Raw genomic sequence first — 18,301 nt, 5'->3', positions numbered from 1 at the left:
GAGCCGTCGCCGTGATACGGGCCGCGAACCCTCACGGATGCGTAACCGAGGAATATGATACCACACGGAAAATTTTTAGTTACGGACTCGAGATGGTACATCAATACCCCTCCATGAGTCTCCGGTTGCGGATCTGTGGCGTCCTCGCGGTGTTCGTCGGGATGAACGCCCTGTTCGTGTTCGCGCTCCTGTGGGCCTACGGCGTGTTGCTGCCCAGCGTCGTCGGTGGAGCCATCGTGTTGCTCCAGCACGGGACCGTCAGCGTCGACCTCGTCCGGCTGCCCGTCTCGTGGTCGACATCTCTGGTGCTGGTCGCCGGGTTTCTGGCGGCGCAGGCGTATTACGGCTATCGGCGCGTGCTCTCGGGCACGAGCGGCGCCGACGGCGACGAATCGCACGCGGTCGCGCGGACGGTGCGACGACTAGCGATGACCGTCGACGTCCCCGAACCGGCCGTTCGCGTCGTCGACGACGAGGTAGCGAGTTGCTACACGATCGGTCGGCTGACCGACGCGACGATCGTCGTCACGACGGGCCTGATCGACCGATTGGATGCCGACGAACTGGAAGCGGTCCTCGCCCACGAGATCGCCCACATCGCTAACCGCGACGTGACGCTGATGACGATCACGACGTTGTTTCTGGAGGTCGCCGACCGAACGTATCACGCCGCGCGGCTCGCACGGCGGGCGGTTTACGATCGGCGCGCGCTGTCGGACCAGGGGCGGGTCGCGCTACAGTGGTTTCTCCCGCTGGTCGTGCTGACGTACGTCCTCGTCGCACCCGTGATCTGGCTGTTCCCGATCGTCGCGGACTGGGCGACCCGGACGCTCTCGCAGACGCGAGAGTTCGCAGCCGACGATGCGGCGGCCCGAATCACGGGCGCGCCGCTGGCGCTTGCAACCGCGCTGGTGACGCTCGCCGAGACGACGGAACCCCCGGCGACGGACCTTCGGCGGGCCAGAACCCGCGCCCTGTGTATCATCCCGTCGGAACTCGTCACGGGCCGCGACACGGCCTCGCTGCCCACGATTCGGCGACCGGCCACGTCCGAGCAGCGCCGCGAACGGATCACTGGGTGGCTCGAGGGGAGCACGCCCGCGTTCCGTGAGTCGATCGATTCGGCCGACACGCATCCGCCGGTGGCGGAACGGGTGCGGCGACTCTCCGCCGTCGCGACCGAACTGGAGGACGTATCGTGACGGGAACGCGTCGACTGCTGTTCGCCCTCGGCTGCATGTGCTGTCTGCTCGTCGTCGCCAGTGCGCTGCCCGCGGCCGATCCCCGACTCGAGTCGCCGGCGTCGGTGGACGGCGGGACGTCCGCCGGCGACTGGGAGTCGGTCGCGCCCTCGTCGAACCCGACCGAAGACGTAACTGATACTGACGCCGATCGAGACGACGACAGCGGTACCGACGACCGTTCGCACGATATCGTGATCGAGGGAGATCTCGAACCAGGGAACGACGTCACAGTCTCGCCTGACGACACCGGCCGCTTCAACGAGAAATCCGTCGAAGTGAACGGCGAATCGGTCGGGGAGACGGACTTCGGCTCGATCAACGTTGTCGTCCCCTACGCGGAGGAAATGAACGTAACGGTCCCCGATACGAACCAGTCGCGGACGGTCGACGTCGAGACGGCGGCGACGATCGAGCCCGAAGGCGGCGCTGTCCCGGCTCGCGACCTCGAGGTGGCCGTCGCGGTCGGTTCGACCCCCGTCTCCAACGCGACGGTCTTCCTCGACGGCGAATCCGTCGCGACCACCGACGAGGACGGTACGGCGACGGTCCCGCTTCCTGATACGGCCCGTCCAGTCGACCTTCGCGTCGAACGGGGTCCCGTCGAGGGCGAGCGCACCGTCGACGTCGCCGAACCGGAGATCGGATTCACCTCTCCGGTGTTGTTTCCGGGCTCACCAGCACCCGTTCAGGTGTCGGCTGACGGGGCCGCCGTCCCGAACGCGACGGTGTCGCTCGAGGGCGGCGGCTCGACGACGACCGACGACGGTGGCCAGACGCGAGTGTGGCTGCCGATCGACGACGCGGCGACGGTCTCCGTCGAGGTCGGCGAGGAAACCGCGACGACGAGCGTCGAGAACCTCTACCTCCGGTTGACGGTGCTGGTCGTGTTCGGGCCCGGATTTCTCATCGGCGGGGCAGTGACGTATCTGCGCTTCGCCGCCACCCACGAGTCCCGTCGCAATCGCCTCTCGACCGGGATCTTCGTCGGGCTCGCGGATCTGCTCGCGGCGCTCTCAGATCTGCTAAGACGGCCCGCGAACTCGTTCAGCCGATTCCGACTGCCGTCGATATCGATGCCGTCGCTCTCGATTCCACGTCCCGGCATCAGCGGCGGGCGTCGCTCGTTCGGCACCGCCCTCTCGTCGCTCGGCACCGCGTTCGGATCGCTGCCGTCGCTCGGTTCGCTCCTCCGCGGGCCGAACCGATCGGAGCACTCCGTCGGGTCGCTGTTCCGTGACCGATTCGGGTTCGACGACGAGCGCGAGGACCCGGACGAGTCCGCGGACGATCGTCCCCGTCCGCAGCTGGCGGACGAACCGCTCGCACCGCGTGGTCCGCGCGCGGAGGTCCGAACGGCGTGGCACGCGTTCCTCGACCGACTGGGCGTCGAGGAGCGGGAGACGCGGACGCCGGGGCAGGTCGCCCGCGACGCGCTCGCCGCAGGGTTTCCGGCCGCGAGCGTGTCCCGACTCGTCTCGATCTTCCGCGAGGTCGAGTACGGCGATCGCGAACCGTCGCCGGACCGCGTCGAAGCGGCGCGGGCCGCGGCGGACGACGTGATCGATCACGAGGTCGATTCGGACGAAAGCGAGGAGGGATCGGAATGAGCGGTCGTCGACGATCGCTCACCGAGTTGTGGCGCGACCCGACCGATCGGATCGCCTCGGTCGATCCCGAGCGGATCGCCGTCGTGCTGGTCGCGGCCGGCGTCACGCTGGCGGCCGGTGCGGTGCTGCTCGGCGGATTCGTCCCGATCGGCGGACCGCTCACCGGTCTGTTGTACCCGATCGCGGTCCTGATTCCGGCGATCGGCGGCGCGATCGTGATCGCCGCGCTCTGGTGGGCGCGGGGGAGCGCCCAGCCGACCATCCCGACGATGGTCACGGGCCCGCCTCCTGAAGCCGCCACGACCCGCACCGAGCGGCAGGTCGGCCGCGAGACGGGATGGCGACTCGACACCGCGGCTCGCGGCTGGTATCGGTGTCAGACGAACGACGGAACCGCGGCAATCCACGACCGCCTCGCCGAGGGTGCAGTTCGAGTCGTCAGCACCCGACGCGGACTCGAGCCCGGGGCGGCCCGCGAAGCCGTCCGCTCGGGGACGTGGACCGACGACCCGGTCGCCGCGGCGTTTCTCGCGGACGATCTGGGCCAGCCGCTCCCCGAGCGACTGCGCGGCGCGGTCGATCCCGGCGCAGCCCATCACCGTCGTGTAGGGCGCACGCTCGAGGCGATCGACGCGATCGAGACCGGAACGCGTGCGGCCGATCGGCAGGAGGCGGACCCGTGAGCGAGCGCGAAATCGACCGATTCGGCCGCGGCGAGTGGGGACTCGTCGCCGCGTTATCGCTCGCGGGAATCGGTATCGTCGTCGGCAGCCAGCTGCTCGTCGCCGCTGCCACGGTACCCCTCTGGTACGTCGTCGCCGCGGTCGTCGGAACCCGGCAGGACGCGACGGTGCGCCTCCGGCGGGAACTCGCCGTCGACGACGGTGCGGACGGCGAGTCGGGCGGTTTCGACACCGGGGCGGACGACAGCTCCGGCGACCCCGGCGACACCGTCACGGTGCGAACGACCGTCCGGAACGTCGGCTCGGAGCCGATCGTCGATCTGCGCGTCGTCGACGGCGTTCCGGAGGCGCTGTCGGTCGTCTCGGGATCGCCCCGGGCGTGCGTTACCCTCGAGCCGGACGCGGAGGCGACCGTCGAGTACGCGGTCGAACTGTGCCGCGGCGAGCACGCGTTCGGCGACGCGACGATCCGGACCCGCGATCTCACGGGGACGGTGGCGGAGACGTGGACGGCGAACGTGGCCGGCGACGAGACGGTTCGCTGTTTGCCACCCGTCGAGACGGTGCCCCTCGGCGGCGGGACGAACGATTACGCCGGCGAGGTGCCGACCGACGAGGGCGGCAGCGGCGTCGAGTTCTACGCCGTCCGGGAGTACCAGTCGGGCGACCCGGTCGGCGCGATCGACTGGCGTCGGTACGCCGGCACGCGGGAGCTGGCGACCGTCGAGTACCGGGCCGAGCGGGCGACCCGGATCGTCTGCGTCGTCGACGCCCGATCCAGCCAGTTTCGCGCGGCGACGACCGGACAGCTTCCGGCGATCGAACTCTCGGGCACCGCCGCCGAACGGACCCTCGAGGCGCTCGTGGCGGGGGGCCATCCGACCGGCGTCGTCGGCGTTCACGACCGTCAGCTGTCGACCGTTTCACCGGGAGCCGATCCGACGACGCGACGGCGCGCGGTGGACCTGCTGCGTGCGACGTGGGGTGCCGACTCCGTCGGCACCACCAGCGCCCGACTGCGACAGGGGGACCCGCTCGAGACCCTTCCCCAGCTACTCCCCGGCGAGGCCCAGGTGTACCTGTTTTCCTCGTTCGTCGACGATCTGCCGGCCGAGCTCGTCGAGATGCTCTGGGCGCGCGGCTACGCCGTCCGCGTGATCTCACCCGACGTCACCACCGGTAGCGACGACGTCGCGACGCGACTGGAAGCGCTCGATCGACGGAATCGGCTCGCCCGCGTCCGAGCGACCGGCGCTCGCGTTGTCGACTGGCAACTCGAGCGACCGCTCGGGCTGGTGTTGCACGATGCTATTGGGGAGGCGGGTGATCGATGACCGTCGACGAGCGGCTCCCGTCGACGACGGCGCGAGCGATCGTGGTCGCCGCAGTCGTCGGCACGCTCGCGCTGACCGTGCACGATCCGATGGCGGCCGTCGGTATCGTGGCCGGGCTCGCGCTCGCGGCGACGATACGCGGGTTTGCAGGCTCGCTCTGGCGCGCGACGGTCGCGTCGGCGGTACTGCCGGCGGTCGTCCTCGGGGTGGTGGCCGCCTTCGGGAGCGCAACCGGGGCCCTCGGTATCGTCCTGTTGCTCGCGGGAACGGTCGTCGGGGTCGCCCTCGGGCACATCGACGCGGCGTGGCCGACGCAGTCGGCGTTGTTGCGTGCGCGAACGGGCGCGCTGTCCACTGGGATCGCCGCCTGTATCGCCGCCGTGCTCGTGTTCTGGACAGCGACGATCGGCGGGCCCCAACCGATGCTCGAGGCGGTGCTGTGGGCCACCGGCCACGGTATCGCCGGCCTGCTCGGCTGGATCGTCGTCGCCGGCCTTCTCCTGGCCAGTGGCCTGCTCGTCGTTCCCTCCGCTGCGTTCACCGAACCGCGACGCCGGGACGCACACGTTGCGCTGCGAAGACTGCTGCTCTGGTGGCTCGTGATCGGCATGATCCTGCTGCTCGTCGTGCTCGTACTGACGGCACTGGTCGCCGCGTTCGTACCACCGTTCCAGTCGCTCCTCGAAGTGATCGCCGGCAGCACCATCGTTCGCGGACTGACCGTCGTGATGGCTGTCTCGGGGGCTATGCTCACCGTTCTGGGCGGTATCGCCCGGAACTCGTGGTCTCGAACGGACGAGCGAGGCAACGCCGTCGTCGCGGTCGTCGTCGGATCCGCGTTCGGGGTCGGAGCGTCCGCTGTGGCAGCGGGCATCGGTACTCGCGCCGATCCGATCGGCTTGAACGACGCCGCGATACTGTTCGGGGCGTCGGCGGTCGTTCTCGGGGGCGGATGGTTCGTGCTGTGGTGGTATACTGAAGCGATAGGGACGGTCGGCACCCCAGACCCCGCGAACATGATCGTCGCCGGGCTCGCGGTCGGTGTCGTCGCTATCGCCACGAGTACCGATTCGGCCGCCACGGGGGTTGAGGCAGTCCGGACGGCCGTACCGTCGCTCGTCGCACTCGCGGCGGGGCTGTTCGCGTACGACGTCGGCCGTTACGGGCGGGTTCTCGCGCGAGAAATCGGTTCGGCGGGCGCGTCGCGACGGCCACAGCTCGTCCGGATCGGCTGGAGCGGTGTCGTCGCAACTGTCGCCGTTCCCGTCGCCGCAGGCGGGTTGTGGCTGGCGACGGTCGTTTCTCCGACGCTGTCGGTGCCGGCGACGGCGGGGGTCCTCACTGCCGTCGTGACGATCGCCGTCGGCGCGCGGTTACTGCTCCGGTGAGGGCGGCTCCATCGACGGAACGTCGACGTCGTCCAGTACGGACTCGATAACCTCGCGTCGAGCGGTTCCCTGAACGCTCGCTTCGGGATGCAAGACGAGCCGATGAGCGAGCGCGGGACCGGCGATGCGGTTGATGTCGTCGGGCACCACGTAATCTCGGCCGTCGAGGACGGCCGCCGCCCGACTCGCTTCGAACAGCCGCTGGACGCCCCGCGGCGAGACGCCGACGTCGACGCGACCGTCTCGGCGCGTGGCCCGACAGATCTCGCCGATGTAGTCGCGGACCGGGCCCTCGACGGTGATCGATTCGGGGACGCGTTGGAGTTCGAGGACCGCCTCGCGGTCGACGACCGGTTCGACGGTCGGATCCGGTCGGTCGCGGTCCGCGCGGCGGTCGATCAGTTCGCGCGTTCCGTCCGCGTCGGGGTAGCCGAGCGAGGTCTTCACCATGAATCGGTCGCGCTGGGCTTCCGGCAGCTCGAACGTCCCCTCCTGCTCGACCGGGTTTTGTGTCGCGATGACGACGAACGGGTCGGGGAGATCGTGCGTCTCGCCGTCGACAGTTACCTGTCCCTCTTCCATCGCCTCGAGCAGCGCGGACTGGGTCTTCGGCGGCGCGCGGTTGATCTCGTCCGCCAGGACGACGTTCGCGAACACCGGCCCGTGAGTAAAGCGGAACTCGCCCGTGTCCTCTTCGAACACGTACGATCCGGTGACGTCTGCTGGCATGAGATCGGGCGTAAACTGGATGCGGGAGAACTCGAGGCCGAGCGCAGTGGCGAACGAGCGGGCCGTCAGCGTCTTGCCCGTTCCGGGGACGTCCTCGAGCAGCACGTGCCCGCGGGCGAGCAATCCGGCGGTGACCTCCTCGAGGACGGTTCTATCGGCGACAACTGCAGACAGGATCTCGTCGACGATAGCCTCCGCGGTCGATGCAGCGTCGGCAACTGACATACCGTCTCGCCGTTCTGCGGAGACTTATAGTTCACGACAGCCGACACGACCGCTCGAGGGTCGGACAGATTCGATCCCAGCTACTGCCGGTCGTAGGCAGTCTCGCGGTCGCCGTCCAGCACGAACGGCCCCTCCTCGGGCGTCCGTTTCGTCACGTTCGCGGCCCGCAGAACGTAGGCCGTGAGAACCGCGTAGGGGGCCAGCGCGATGGTGTAGGCGAGACTGATGAAGACCGTCAGCGGAGTGAATCCGGCGACCGTGACGTCCGGGAAGAACCCCGAGTTGAGCGCGAGCAAGACGTAGGTGATGAAAACGATGATCGGCAGCGAAACGGTCAGCAGCGTCGTCGAGAGGTCCGAAAGCTCGAGTTTGTAGTAGAGCGTCTTGAAGTACTCGCGGCTCACCATGAGTTTGTGGAGCGTCTCCCTGATGTCCTCGATGATCTCCCGCTCCTCGGCCGTGAGTTCGTCGTCGTACTTGCTCAAGATGCGCCGCGACTGGTAGAGTTGCCACGAGGAGTCGTAGTTCAGTCCCGTGAGGAGTTCGTCGGTGGTGCCGTCGGGGACCCGAGAGAGCGTCGTCAGCACCTCCTCGGTGTTCGAGTGGCTATCGTTCTGGAGCCGGTCGACTTCGTCCCGGTACTCCCGGCCCGCCGTGCCGTCGATCCCCTGTAGCTCGTCGGCTCGCTGTTTGATCGATCGGAGGACGACGGCCGTGAACTGTCCCGGTCGGGCCGGACTCACGTCGACGATATCGTCGTCTTCGATCTCCTCTTGAAACTCGACGATCGTGTCGACGCGTTCGGACTGGTTGCCGAGTGAGGTCAGCTCCTGAGAGATGCCGACGGCCGCGATCGAGACGACGATCGACACCAGCAGGATCGTCCCGGAGAGGAGCGTATTGAACACCGTCTGTACCGTCGTCGTCTCGGCCAGCAGCTCTTGGTAGCCGACCGGCCAGAGCCCGCCTAAGACGAGCATCACGGCGAAGACGGTCACGAGGAGCGCGGTCGCGACGCGCTCGCGATTGCCGTCGAACAGGATCCAGCGTTTGATCCGATTCTCGCTCGAGCGGTCGATCCGCCGCTCGGGCGTTCCGAACCGATTCCGGACGGACTCGAGTACGGAGTCACCGTCTGCCATCGATGGATGACCGACAGTCCCGACGGATAAATAGCTGCTACCGGCTCGTTCCACCGAACGTCGTTTCGCGTTGTGTGACCGGAATCTGCCGCGAGAGGGCGTCCCGTCCAACCGTCGCTTACGTATCGGGCGTCCCGCCTTCCTCCCCGAGTCGGTCGTAGTTGTCGTTGATGACGTCGACCACCGCGAGCAGTGCACCGAGGATGACGGGACCGAAGAACAGTCCCATGACGCCGAACGCGTAGATCCCCCCGAGCACGCCGAGGATGATGACGGCCGGGCTGATCTCGGCGAACTGGTCGACGACGATCGGCCGTAGGTAGTCGTCCGAGACGCCGACGATGACGGCACTGTATATCGCCAGCACGAGCGCGAGAACCGGTTCGCCGGTCACCAGGAGGTAGCCGACGGCCGGTCCCCAGACGAGAAACGTGCCGATCAGGGGAACGAGCGCGAGGATCACCATGACGAACGTCCAGAACGTGGCGTTTGGAATGCCGGTCGCGAACAGTCCCAGCCCGGCGATGACTCCCTGGGCGAGCGCGATCAGGACGTGGCCGGCCAGCACCGCCCACATGACCTCGTTCAGTTCGCCGTAGAGGTCGTCCTGGACGTCGTCTGGCAACGGCGTCATTTCCCGAAGCCACGCCACGAGGGTGTCGCCCTCTTTGAGCAGGTAGTAGAGCATGAACAGCATGAGCCCCAGCCCGATCAGGGCGTGGGTGACCGCGCTAAACCACGCGGTCGTCTGCTCGAGCAGCAATGTCCCGATCTGCTCGGCCGAGCCGGCCAGCTGTTCCGTGATGTCGATCTCGAATCCCGTCTCTTCCGCGATGCGGTCCTCGATCTCCGCCAGTTGAAGCGTCTCAGGGTCGATATCCTGGAGAATGTTCGCAACGTCGTCGGCGACCGCTATCGCGACGACGACGAAGGGAACGATGAAGCCGACGATCGCGAGGAGTACGAGCGCGAACGCGGCGATCGTCGACGAGACGTAGTTCTCGAGGCGACCCTGGAGCGGATAGAGGACGAACGCGATGAGGATGGCACCGAGGACGTACTGCACGAACGGCGTGACGAGCTGCCACGACAGGTAGGCGACGATGAGAAAGAGCGCCAGGAGATAGCCTCGACTCAGGTTCACAGCGGTTTCGACCACGACCTATCGGATAAAACTGAACCAGACATATCCAGCGTCTGGACTGTCGTACTCACTCGCCACACGTCTTCAAGGGTCTGGTACGCTAACACACCACTGAATGTCGACCCAGCTCGATCCCCTCTCCCTCTCGGCGGATCTGCTGTACGCGGTCAAGACCGAGGGCGATACCGACTGGTTGCAAGACCACCTCGCGACGCTCGAGCAGGCCCACCTGAAACGGGCGCTCGCCACCCGCGAGGGGAAACTCGCGTTCTGGCTCAACTGTTACAACGCCTACGCGCAGTTGCTCCTCGAGGCGGATCCGTCGTCGCTCGAGGGGAGTCTCCTCCAGCGCTGGAAGTTCGTCTCCCGCGATCGGATCCCGATCGGGGGCGTCTGGCTGAGTCTCAACGATATCGAGCACGGGCTGCTTCGGTGCTCGAAACATCCCTGGGGGCTCGGCTATCTGCCCCGGCTGCTCCCTTCGTCGTTCGAACGAGAGTTTCGGCTGCCCGCGTGCGATCCGCGAATCCACTTCGCGATCAGTCACGGCGCCGAGCACTGTCCGCCGGTAACGGTCTACTCGCCGGCCGACGTCGACGCGGAGCTGGATATCGTCGTCGAGTGGTTCTTAGAGGAGAACGTCGGATACGACCCGGAGGGCGACGTCGCCACCATTCCGCGGCTGTTCCGGCGCTACCGCGGCGATTTCGGCGGGGCTCGCGGCATCATCGGGTTTCTCCGGGAGTACAACGGGATTCCGGCCGGTGCGAGACCGTCGCTCGAGTACGAGAAAGCCAGCCGGCCGCCGGACCTCGAGTTCGACCTCGAACTCGAGGAGCTTCGACCCTGAGCGTCAGTCCGAGAGATCCTCGATACTCGCGGCCGGTGCCGTGCCCATGACGCTTCGTGCGGCGCGTTTGGCGTTCGATCGGGAGGTGTACCCCTCGCCGCTGTCGGCGACGATGTTCCCGTTCCAGTGAACCAACCGCCAGCGCCACTCGCCGGCGCGATCCTCGTAGATCTCGAATCGCCCGGTTCGACCGCTCCGGTCTCCCGCCCGTACCGTGACCGTATCCTCGTCCGACTCGGACTCGACGTATCCGTCGCCGCTCTCGGACGTCTCGTCATCGCTTCCGTTCGCTTCGTCGTCAGTTTCGGTCGCTCCTTCGTCGCCTTCGCTCGCTTCATCGTCGCTCTCGCCGTCCTCGTCGCCCGCGCTATCGGAGACCGCGCCGTCGTGCTCCTCGAGTCGTACGCTCGAGCCGTCGGCGTCGTCCCACTCGAGTTCGACCTCCAGTTCCGCGACGGGCGGTTCGGCGTCGGCGTCGCGTTCGACCTCGAACTCCGCGATCACCCGCTGTGGGATCGCGACGGTGGCGGTTCGCTCGCCGTCGCTCAACTGCAGCGGCTGGTCGTCCGCCAGCGCGGTCGCGAACTCGCGAAAGACCGCGGCGAGTTCGTCTCGGTCGTACGCGCGCTCGAGTTCGAACTCGTCGTCGAACGCGTCTTCGTCTTCGTCGGTCGAATCGGCCATACGTCGTATTCGACGGCCAGCGGGTTAGTGGTTGAGGTGGCTCTGGACGGGTGGGTCCACCCTTTGGACGGCTCGTTCTTCCCGTCCACCCGCGGAGCCGGTGCGTTTTTGTCGTCGCGCTGTCTTCGCTCGCTCGTGACTTCCCGCGACTGGCAGGCCGACCGACGAGCCGTCTTCGACCGAGACGACCACACGTGTCGACACTGTGGCGCGGTCGGTGACGCCACCGATCCGACGGACTGCAGAACGCACCCCGTCGGTGCCGCGCCGCTCGACGGGACGGTCCACGAGAGCGCGCTCGTGACCGTCTGCACCGACTGTTTCGCGTCCTTCTCGTCCTCGACTCCCCGCTCGAGTGCAGCCCCCGACCCACCGTCTTCGCGGGAAGCTCTCTTCGACTACGTCCGCGAGACGACCCGCACGCAGGGTGGCGCCATCTCGGACGTCGCCTCGTTCGCGTCGCTTGCAACCTCGCTTCCGACGACGCTCGCCGAGTCCGAGGCTGCTGGCGATGCCGAGCCCGACGCCGGCACTGGGGCTGATGCCGGACAGCCCGGGGCCGACGAGACCGCCGCGAAGTACCGCCGAATCCGTCAGGACGTCTTGCTCGCGATCGATATCGCCGACGCACGGCTCGAGCGGCTCGCAGCGATCGACGAGGCGGCGTTCGACGCCGACGTTCGGTCGTCGGTCGAGGCGTTTTCGGCGTCGGCGACCGACCTGCAGTCGACGCTTCGAACCGTCGTCGAGCGATCCGAAACGGTCCTCGCCGGGCTCGAGCGCTGTCACGGCTGTTTCGACGCGCTCGAGGGCGATCGGTGTTCGACCTGCCGACTCGAGACCCGCGAGACGGCCGACTGGGAGCGAGAGAGCGGGGAGATGGCGTTCGATCGGCTCTTTGCGGCGATTAACGACGAGTTACAAGACGCGTCCACGACGACCGAAGACCTCACGGATCGGGCGACGGCGCTCGCGGCACGACTGTCGGACGACTGACGGACGCCTGTTTTTCGAGGAGTGTCTGGAGTCGAGCGGACGCTATCGGTCGAGCGTTTCGACGAAAAACTGAGTGTCTGAAGCAGCGACGAGCGACCGCTACAGCTGGGTCGTGGCCTCGAGCGCGATATCGATCGCGCGACCGACGTTGTTCTTGGCCTTGTCGGGCAGTTCGTCGTCCTCGGTGTCGGTGCCCTTCTGGGTGCCCTCGACGAGGTTGCCGTCGACGGTACAGATCGCGCCGGCGCGCAGGCCCTTCCGGCGGGCAAGCGAGAAGACGGCGGCGGCTTCCATCTCCACCGAGAGGAGTCCGGCGGCCTCCCAGTCTTCGACGGCCTCGTCGGATTCAGCGTAGTAAGCGTCGTCCGAGGCGATCGGTCCGACGTGAACGTCTTCGTCGTTGGCCTCTGCCGAATCGACGAGCGCCGAGAGCACGTCGTAGTCCGGCACGGCGGGATACTCGACGGCCTCGTAGCGCTTCGAAGTCCCCTCGTTCTTCGCGGCGCCGGTCGCGACGATCATGTCGCCGATTTCGATATCCGACTGGAGCGCGCCGGTCGTCCCGACGCGGATGAACGTCTCGACGCCGACGTTCGCCAGTTCCTCGACGGCGATGGCTGCGGACGGACAGCCGATGCCGGTCGAGCAGATCGTCAGCTCCTGGCCCTCGTAGGTGGCGTTGACGACCTTGTACTCGCGGTTTTCGGCGATCGTTTCGTGCTCGTCGCAATGGCTCGCGATGCGGTCGACGCGACCGGGGTCACCCGGAATAAGAACCCGGTCAGTCAGATCGCCGTCGTCTACCAACAGGTGCGGTTGCGTTGCCATACTCCTCCGTTTCCGTGGCGGCGAGAAAAAAGGTTCGAGGACGGGTCCCGAGCGTCCGTCGTCCCGGCGACCTGCGCCACCCCCGCCCCGCTGGCTACTGTCCACCAGCCGTTGGACAGCAGTCAGTCCGCCGGCTCCACCGTCACTCGATCGGACTCGACCGTTACGGCCACGTTTTCGACCGTGAACTCGACGGTGCCCGGTGCTCGAGCGGTACCGCTGTGTGTCTCCGCGAAGAGGGCATCGAGTGCGTCCGGATCGATGTAGTCGTACAATCGAGTACTGCTCGCTGCAACGTCCTCGCCGTGGAACTCCGCCAACGCCGTTGCAGTTGCGATACTCGGCGATTCGTCCGCGTCTCGCTCGTACCGGACGCGGCGTTTGAACTCGCATCCGTGGGACTCGCTGATCCTTCGTTCCGTCATGTCTCTCTCTCTCCGTCACGTCTCCGTGACTGTCTATCCGAGTGGCCAACGGCGTCGCCTATATAATTACCGTCAGACGACGACGGGTGAGAATCGCCGGACTGCACGGGGATATCCCCCGAAACACCCTGGTATATGCATACCGTTCACGATCGGTCCGTGAGAAATCGATCGACCTCGCTCGCCGTCGGCGCGCTCCGTGCGCCGTCCCGACTCGCGGTGAGCGCGCCGCAGGCGTTTGCGTACTCGAGCGCCCGGTCGAACCCCGCACCCTCGAGTCGCGACGCGATGAAGCCGGCCGCAAACGCGTCGCCCGCGCCCGCGCTGTCGGTGGCTTCGACGTCGAACCCGGGGTGGGTGTACGTGCCGTCGGGGGTTCGAACCGCCGCGCCGTCGTCGCCGGACGTGATGACGAGGATCTGGTCGTCCGATCGGTAGTCGGTGTCGCCGTCGAGCGCCGTCGCTTCGCGGTCGGTGACGAAGAGCACGTCGGCTGCCGCGAGCGTCTCGCCGTAGTCGCGGTCGCCGACCCGCCGACCGGGATCGAAACTGACCGTGACGCCGGCCGCCGAGGCGATGGTCGCGATGGCGTTGGCCGTGTCGGGACGCTGGCTCGTGAGGTGGACGTGGTCGACCGAGCGGATGCGCGAGGCGTCGAGATCCGATGGTCGAACGGCCTCGTTGACGCCGTCGTTGCCGAGAATCGATACCTCGCCCGTATCGTCGACCAGCAGATACTTGACGGCCGTGTCGGCACCCTCGACGACCTGCAGTCCCGACAGCGAGACGCCCGCGTCCTCGAGTTCGCGCCTGGCGAGTAGGCCGTTGTCGTCGTCGCCGACGCTGCCGATCAGACCCGTGTCGATCTCGAGTCCGGCGAGCGCGGCGGCGACGTTCGCGGCGCTGCCGCCGCCGGACTGACGTTGTGAGCGGATCGTCGCCTCACCGTCGGGTTCGGGGAGTCGATCGACGCGTAACGTGACGTCCCAGTTGACGTGGCCGGCGGTGAGTACGGTGGGATCCATCGATACGAGCGAGAAGACGGAGCCGTCCGAAAAAAATCTAGGTGACGATAAACTGCAAAACGTTGTGAACGCCCGGGCCGAGTCCGACCGCGGCGACCAGCGCGAGAATCGTCCGCGCCTGCTGTGGCCGCTCCTCGACGTACTCCTTGAACAGCCCGATGATCACGAGCGCCAGGACGACTTTCACGAGAATGAACAGCCAGCCGGCGCCGACGTACTCGGCGGTCGGCAGCGACCCGCCGGCCTCGAGGATCAGCCGCGAGAGCGGGACGTCTTCGGCCGCGCCGAGGACGTCGTAGCCGATCGCCGTCGAGACGCCGTCTAAGGCGTGTCCGAAGACGACGAGCGCGCCGGTGGCGCTCGTCGTCGCGGCGACGTCGGTGAACCAGAGGCTGAGCGCGATCCAGGCGACCGCGGTGACGATTCCGGCGACGACGACGCTAATGACGGGCCAAAACAGTTCGAACGTCCCCTCCTCCCAGCCGATGTTGAGGATGACCATCGTGAAGACGGTGAAGAACGCGGTTCCGACGACGCCGACGAACCGCTCGATCGTCGACTGCAGCCCGCCCGCGTAGAGGAAGATCCCGACGATCCAGCTGCCGCCGGCGATGATCGCCGTCACGAGATAGACCGTTGGCGTCGCGAACAGCGTTTCGAACTGGTCCGGATACGCCTCGAGTCGGTGAAGGACGTGCAAGGCCGAGCCGAACAGCATCCACGGGACGAACGCCAGCACCGTCTGATCGGTCACCGGCGGCTCGAGCGCCCACAGCAGTGCGATGACCCCCGCCAGTACCACGAGAATCGGAACGAGGAGGTACCACGGCGGGAGCACGAACCCCTCGGGTAATACCATATGGGTAGTGGCACACACCAGCGACTAACACTTTCCGGTTGTCAACTATTCGCTCGGACGAGACAGCTTCGGTGCCGTACTCGTGTTTCGATCTCGTCGTCACTGCTCGTCGCTGACGGTGGCCGACGGCCGTCGCTCAGGGCTCCCACGGCTCGCCGGTCGTCTCGCCGAACAGCTCTCGCATCAGGATGACGATGCTCTCCGGCGGGAACTGGCCGCGCTCGGTGACGATCGCGTCGACGTACCGCGGCGGGGTGACGTCGAAGGCCGGGTTCTCGACGACGAGTCCGTCGTCGGCCCGTTCGCCGGCGATATCGGCTCGCTCCTCGTCCGACACGACTTCGCGTTCCGCGCGCATCTCGATCTCGACGGTGTGTCCCGTCATCGTATCCGGATGCAGCTTGATCGTCTGGGCGGCGACCATCACCGGCACGCCGCGCTCGCGGGCGTTGACCGCCAACCCGCTGGTCCCGACCTTGTTGATCACGCTGCCGTCGGCGGCGATGCTGTCCGCGCCGACGAGCACGTGATCCGCTCGATCCAGGTAGCGGCGGGCCGCGTTGTCGACGACCAGCGTCACCGGTACCCCCAACTCGCGTAACTGTCGCGCCGTGATGTGGCCCTGTTTTCTGGGGCGGGTCTCCTTGACGATCGCCTCGATCTCCTTGCCGTCCTCGACGGCCGCCTCGAGACAGGACAGGGCGTCCGTCGAGTGGCAGTGAGTCATCACCACGTCGCCGTCGCGCAGCCGGTTCGAGCCGATCTCGCCGAGTTTCGACTGGGCCTGTGCCAGATCCACCTGGAACTCCTCGGCGCGGGCGATGGTCGATGCCCGTAGTTCCGAGACGGTCTCGCCGCTCATCCCGCGGAGAACGTACCGGAGCGCGTTCGGCAGGCTCACCGCGGTCGGTCGGGTCTCGTAGAGCGTCTTCGCGGCGGCGCGCAGCTGACGGCGAAACTCGTTCGGGCTCGCGGCCTCGGAGCGTTCGGCCTGTCTCGCGAGCGCCTCCGCGGCCGCGTCGGCGATGGTCGCCGCGCCGCGAATCTCCATCTCGGCGATGTCGGCGGCGGTCGCCGCGACGTCCGGATCGACGGCAGGCAGACTGTCGTCCATGCCAACCGGTTGCACTCGAGCGGCCAAAAGTGATCGGGCGGGTTTTTGGCGGTCCGGTGACTGTCCCTCCGTATGGACCGCAGCGAACTCGCGCCGATGATCGATCACACCGTTCTCGGCCCCGAGACGACGATGGCCGACGTCAGAACCGTCCTCGACGAGGCGAACGAACACGGCATGAACGCCTGTATCCCGCCGTACGCCCTCGAGGAGGCCGACGACTACGCACCCGACGTCACGCTCGCGACGGTGATCGGCTTCCCCCACGGGCAGAACGATCACGACGTGAAACGTCGCGAGGGCGTTCTGGCCTGGAAAGCCGGCGCGGACGAACTCGACGTCGTGATCAATATCGGCCGGCTGAAGGCAGGCGACGACGACGCCGTCAGAGCCGAGCTAGCCGAACTCGTCGCCGCGGTGCCGATTCCCGTCAAGGTGATCATCGAGACCGCGCTGTTGACTGACGAAGAGAAACATCGCGCCTGCGAGGCCGCCGTCGCGGCCGACGCCTCGATGGTGAAGACCTCGACGGGTTTCGCGGATGGCGGAGCCACGATCCCGGACGTCGAACTCATGAGCGAGTACCGTCCCGTCAAGGCCAGCGGCGGCGTCGGCAGCTACGACGAGGCGATGGCCATGCTCGAGGCCGGCGCCGAACGGATCGGTGCCTCGAGCGGAGTCGACATTCTCAAGGGCGCGCCGGAGTAGGTCCGAGCGCTGCGTCACCGACCGAGACCGTTCTGAAACCTATCGCAGCCACTGAACGTCACCGCACATCCGATCGTCAGACGGCGTTGCGATCGGTGTGTACAGCGTTTCAGTCGTTACTCTCGTTGTTGCCGATGATTCGATCGATCAGCTCGCTGTCGTCGCTGCCGAGTGCCGACCGGACCAGCAGGTGGCCTCCCAACACCGAGGGACTGATCACCGCATCCGCGCCGGCGCGCTCGAGTTTCTCGGTGTTCTCGCGGTCGGTCGCGGCGGCGACGATGCGGGTCTCCGGGGCGAGCTGGTGGGCAGTAAGAATCGTGAGCGCGTCTTCGGCGTCGTGATTCGTCGCGACCAGAATCGCCCTCGCGCGCTCGATTTTCGCCCGTCGGAGCGGTCCCTTGTCGCTCGGATCGCCGGTGACCACCGGAATTCCTCGATCGGAGAGCGCGGGTGCCACGTCCCGGTTGTTCGTCACGACGACGAACTCCCGGTCGCTGGCCGCGAGTTCGTCGACGATCGGTTCCGTCAGTTCGCCGTAGCCGAGGACGAGAATGTGGTCCTCGAGGAGTTCGAGCTGTGAGTCGGTCATCTTTCCGAGTGTTTTCGTAATTCGCGCCTGAATCGCCGGGCCGACCAGCGCCCCGACGGCGATACCGAAACTGGCCACGCCGAGGACGAGGACGGACATCGTGAACAGCAGCGCTTCGGTCGAGTCGGGATCCGGCGTGATATCGCCGTAGCCGACCGTACTCGAGGTGATCATCGTGAAGTAGAAGGCGTCGAGAATGCTGTCGATTCCCTCGAAGTGGTCTCGAAGGGCGTAGCCGCCGATGGTTCCGTACAGCTGCACGCCGATCAGGGCCGAACCGGCTGCGATCTCGGTCGTCCCGAGCTCGAGCGGCTGGGTGAACCGCTTTCGACTGACGAGGAGGACGGGCATCGAGACGAGCGAGAGGACGATCAGTGGCAGCGAGTACGCACTCGCCTGAAGGAGCCCCTGGGCCGCGGTCAGCGGGAGGAGAAGGAACGTCGCCCACCAGCCGACGCGGAGTCCGCGGCGCAGTGCGAGCGCGCTGCCGACCATCATGAATCCCGTCAGTGCGCCGGTGAAGCCAGCCGTGTCCTGAACGGCTTCCGGGAGGTACGGTGCGAGCGGGCCGTAGACGACGTCGGTGCCGATGTTGACGATTGCAGTCGCGACCGAGAGCAGTGCGACGGTCAGCGCGAGCGCGACGGCTGCCCGGGTCGAGAGGATCCGTCGCCAGTTGTCGGGCAGCCGATCTTGCCACGCTCGGACCTCTGCCATACCCACC

The 18,301-nt window shown here is 67.1% G+C and carries 18 protein-coding genes; 8 read left to right on the top strand and 10 right to left on the bottom strand.

The features are described 5' to 3' along the window. Window positions 1–113: 113 nt before the first annotated feature. Genes ACSFDB_RS06190 through ACSFDB_RS06170 form a run of 5 tightly spaced genes read left to right on the top strand, consistent with a single transcriptional unit; the run spans window position 114 to window position 6,256 of the window. Window positions 114–1,202 carry a M48 family metallopeptidase gene (locus ACSFDB_RS06190; protein ID WP_440770132.1) on the top strand — a complete coding sequence of 363 codons (1,089 nt, stop codon included), beginning with the start codon at window positions 114–116 and terminating at the stop codon, window positions 1,200–1,202. Further along, entirely contained in the window at window positions 1,199–2,851 is a 1,653-nt protein-coding gene (locus ACSFDB_RS06185) for a DUF4129 domain-containing protein (protein ID WP_440770131.1), read from the top strand. The genes ACSFDB_RS06190 and ACSFDB_RS06185 overlap by 4 nt, the downstream gene beginning before the upstream one ends. Then, window positions 2,848–3,534, top strand: a complete 687-nt coding sequence (locus ACSFDB_RS06180; RefSeq protein ID WP_440770130.1) for a DUF7269 family protein — start codon at window positions 2,848–2,850, stop codon at window positions 3,532–3,534. Before ACSFDB_RS06185 ends, ACSFDB_RS06180 begins: the two co-directional genes overlap by 4 nt. Continuing rightward, the gene (locus tag ACSFDB_RS06175) at window positions 3,531–4,868 is read left to right on the top strand and encodes a DUF58 domain-containing protein (RefSeq protein WP_440770129.1); all 1,338 of its coding nucleotides are present in this window, start codon (window positions 3,531–3,533) and stop codon (window positions 4,866–4,868) included. Before ACSFDB_RS06180 ends, ACSFDB_RS06175 begins: the two co-directional genes overlap by 4 nt. Continuing rightward, window positions 4,865–6,256, top strand: a complete 1,392-nt coding sequence (locus ACSFDB_RS06170; protein ID WP_440770128.1) for a hypothetical protein — start codon at window positions 4,865–4,867, stop codon at window positions 6,254–6,256. The genes ACSFDB_RS06175 and ACSFDB_RS06170 overlap by 4 nt, the downstream gene beginning before the upstream one ends. Here the strand turns inward: ACSFDB_RS06170 and ACSFDB_RS06165 are convergent. From ACSFDB_RS06165 to ACSFDB_RS06155, 3 genes are all read right to left on the bottom strand, one after another. Further along, on the bottom strand, window positions 6,242–7,210 hold the full coding sequence (locus tag ACSFDB_RS06165) for an AAA family ATPase (protein ID WP_440770127.1): 969 nt from the start codon (window positions 7,208–7,210) through the stop codon (window positions 6,242–6,244). The two genes, ACSFDB_RS06170 and ACSFDB_RS06165, sit on opposite strands and share 15 nt — an antisense overlap. An 80-nt stretch (window positions 7,211–7,290) precedes the next feature. Next, the gene (locus tag ACSFDB_RS06160; RefSeq protein ID WP_440770126.1) at window positions 7,291–8,352 is read right to left on the bottom strand and encodes a DUF7972 family membrane protein; all 1,062 of its coding nucleotides are present in this window, start codon (window positions 8,350–8,352) and stop codon (window positions 7,291–7,293) included. Between the two features lie 118 nt (window positions 8,353–8,470). Next, on the bottom strand, window positions 8,471–9,496 hold the full coding sequence (locus ACSFDB_RS06155; protein ID WP_440770125.1) for an AI-2E family transporter: 1,026 nt from the start codon (window positions 9,494–9,496) through the stop codon (window positions 8,471–8,473). A 115-nt stretch (window positions 9,497–9,611) separates the two neighbouring features. Here ACSFDB_RS06155 and ACSFDB_RS06150 point away from each other — a divergent pair, with 115 nt between their 5' ends. Next, window positions 9,612–10,346, top strand: coding sequence for a DUF547 domain-containing protein (locus ACSFDB_RS06150; protein WP_440770124.1), 735 nt, complete (start codon window positions 9,612–9,614; stop codon window positions 10,344–10,346). 3 nt (window positions 10,347–10,349) lie between these two features. Here ACSFDB_RS06150 and ACSFDB_RS06145 read toward each other — a convergent pair whose 3' ends face one another. Continuing rightward, a complete protein-coding gene (locus ACSFDB_RS06145; protein WP_440770123.1) occupies window positions 10,350–11,030 on the bottom strand; it encodes an amphi-Trp domain-containing protein in 681 nt (226 codons plus the stop codon). A gap of 135 nt (window positions 11,031–11,165) precedes the next feature. On the opposite strand from ACSFDB_RS06145, the gene ACSFDB_RS06140 reads away from it, so the two are divergent. Continuing rightward, the gene (locus ACSFDB_RS06140; RefSeq protein ID WP_440770122.1) at window positions 11,166–12,026 is read left to right on the top strand and encodes an HNH endonuclease; all 861 of its coding nucleotides are present in this window, start codon (window positions 11,166–11,168) and stop codon (window positions 12,024–12,026) included. A gap of 99 nt (window positions 12,027–12,125) precedes the next feature. Here ACSFDB_RS06140 and ACSFDB_RS06135 read toward each other — a convergent pair whose 3' ends face one another. From ACSFDB_RS06135 to ACSFDB_RS06115, 5 genes are all read right to left on the bottom strand, one after another. Beyond that, the gene (locus tag ACSFDB_RS06135; protein ID WP_440770121.1) at window positions 12,126–12,854 is read right to left on the bottom strand and encodes a guanosine phosphorylase; all 729 of its coding nucleotides are present in this window, start codon (window positions 12,852–12,854) and stop codon (window positions 12,126–12,128) included. A gap of 122 nt (window positions 12,855–12,976) precedes the next feature. After that, window positions 12,977–13,279 (bottom strand): HalOD1 output domain-containing protein, encoded by a 303-nt coding sequence (locus ACSFDB_RS06130; protein WP_440770120.1) that lies wholly within the window; start codon window positions 13,277–13,279, stop codon window positions 12,977–12,979. Between the two features lie 146 nt (window positions 13,280–13,425). After that, window positions 13,426–14,304 carry an ATP-dependent ribose-1-phosphate kinase gene (locus ACSFDB_RS06125; protein ID WP_440770119.1) on the bottom strand — a complete coding sequence of 293 codons (879 nt, stop codon included), beginning with the start codon at window positions 14,302–14,304 and terminating at the stop codon, window positions 13,426–13,428. A gap of 37 nt (window positions 14,305–14,341) precedes the next feature. Beyond that, a complete protein-coding gene (locus ACSFDB_RS06120; RefSeq protein WP_440770118.1) occupies window positions 14,342–15,163 on the bottom strand; it encodes a DUF63 family protein in 822 nt (273 codons plus the stop codon). A gap of 136 nt (window positions 15,164–15,299) precedes the next feature. Further along, window positions 15,300–16,277, bottom strand: a complete 978-nt coding sequence (locus tag ACSFDB_RS06115) for a ribose 1,5-bisphosphate isomerase (protein ID WP_440770117.1) — start codon at window positions 16,275–16,277, stop codon at window positions 15,300–15,302. Between the two features lie 72 nt (window positions 16,278–16,349). On the opposite strand from ACSFDB_RS06115, the gene deoC reads away from it, so the two are divergent. Beyond that, window positions 16,350–16,985: a deoxyribose-phosphate aldolase gene (gene deoC / locus ACSFDB_RS06110; protein ID WP_440770116.1), complete on the top strand. Its 636-nt coding sequence runs from the start codon at window positions 16,350–16,352 to the stop codon at window positions 16,983–16,985. 109 nt (window positions 16,986–17,094) lie between these two features. On the opposite strand, the gene ACSFDB_RS06105 is transcribed toward deoC, so the two are convergent. After that, complete coding sequence (locus ACSFDB_RS06105; RefSeq protein WP_440770115.1) at window positions 17,095–18,294, bottom strand: NAD-binding protein; 1,200 nt, start codon at window positions 18,292–18,294, stop codon at window positions 17,095–17,097. Between the last annotated feature and the right edge of the window lie 7 nt (window positions 18,295–18,301).

It is taken from the genome of Natronorubrum amylolyticum (assembly GCF_052040145.1).
In the GTDB taxonomy this organism is placed as follows: domain Archaea; phylum Halobacteriota; class Halobacteria; order Halobacteriales; family Natrialbaceae; genus Natronorubrum.
Note: the sequence above shows the minus strand (reverse complement) of the source record. Positions and strands in the feature narration are given on the sequence as shown.

Excerpts from the sequence above, each read along its gene's own strand:
- ACSFDB_RS06190 (WP_440770132.1), top strand. The coding sequence starts at position 114 with ATGAGTCTCCGGTTGCGGATCTGTGGCGTCCTCGCGGTGTTCGTCGGG.
- ACSFDB_RS06180 (WP_440770130.1), top strand. The coding sequence starts at position 2,848 with ATGAGCGGTCGTCGACGATCGCTCACCGAGTTGTGGCGCGACCCGACC.
- ACSFDB_RS06170 (WP_440770128.1), top strand. The coding sequence starts at position 4,865 with ATGACCGTCGACGAGCGGCTCCCGTCGACGACGGCGCGAGCGATCGTG.
- ACSFDB_RS06165 (WP_440770127.1), bottom strand. The coding sequence starts at position 7,210 with ATGTCAGTTGCCGACGCTGCATCGACCGCGGAGGCTATCGTCGACGAG.
- ACSFDB_RS06160 (WP_440770126.1), bottom strand. The coding sequence starts at position 8,352 with ATGGCAGACGGTGACTCCGTACTCGAGTCCGTCCGGAATCGGTTCGGA.
- ACSFDB_RS06150 (WP_440770124.1), top strand. The coding sequence starts at position 9,612 with ATGTCGACCCAGCTCGATCCCCTCTCCCTCTCGGCGGATCTGCTGTAC.
- ACSFDB_RS06145 (WP_440770123.1), bottom strand. The coding sequence starts at position 11,030 with ATGGCCGATTCGACCGACGAAGACGAAGACGCGTTCGACGACGAGTTC.
- ACSFDB_RS06135 (WP_440770121.1), bottom strand. The coding sequence starts at position 12,854 with ATGGCAACGCAACCGCACCTGTTGGTAGACGACGGCGATCTGACTGAC.
- ACSFDB_RS06130 (WP_440770120.1), bottom strand. The coding sequence starts at position 13,279 with ATGACGGAACGAAGGATCAGCGAGTCCCACGGATGCGAGTTCAAACGC.
- ACSFDB_RS06125 (WP_440770119.1), bottom strand. The coding sequence starts at position 14,304 with ATGGATCCCACCGTACTCACCGCCGGCCACGTCAACTGGGACGTCACG.
- ACSFDB_RS06120 (WP_440770118.1), bottom strand. The coding sequence starts at position 15,163 with ATGGTATTACCCGAGGGGTTCGTGCTCCCGCCGTGGTACCTCCTCGTT.
- ACSFDB_RS06115 (WP_440770117.1), bottom strand. The coding sequence starts at position 16,277 with ATGGACGACAGTCTGCCTGCCGTCGATCCGGACGTCGCGGCGACCGCC.
- deoC (WP_440770116.1), top strand. The coding sequence starts at position 16,350 with ATGGACCGCAGCGAACTCGCGCCGATGATCGATCACACCGTTCTCGGC.
- ACSFDB_RS06105 (WP_440770115.1), bottom strand. The coding sequence starts at position 18,294 with ATGGCAGAGGTCCGAGCGTGGCAAGATCGGCTGCCCGACAACTGGCGA.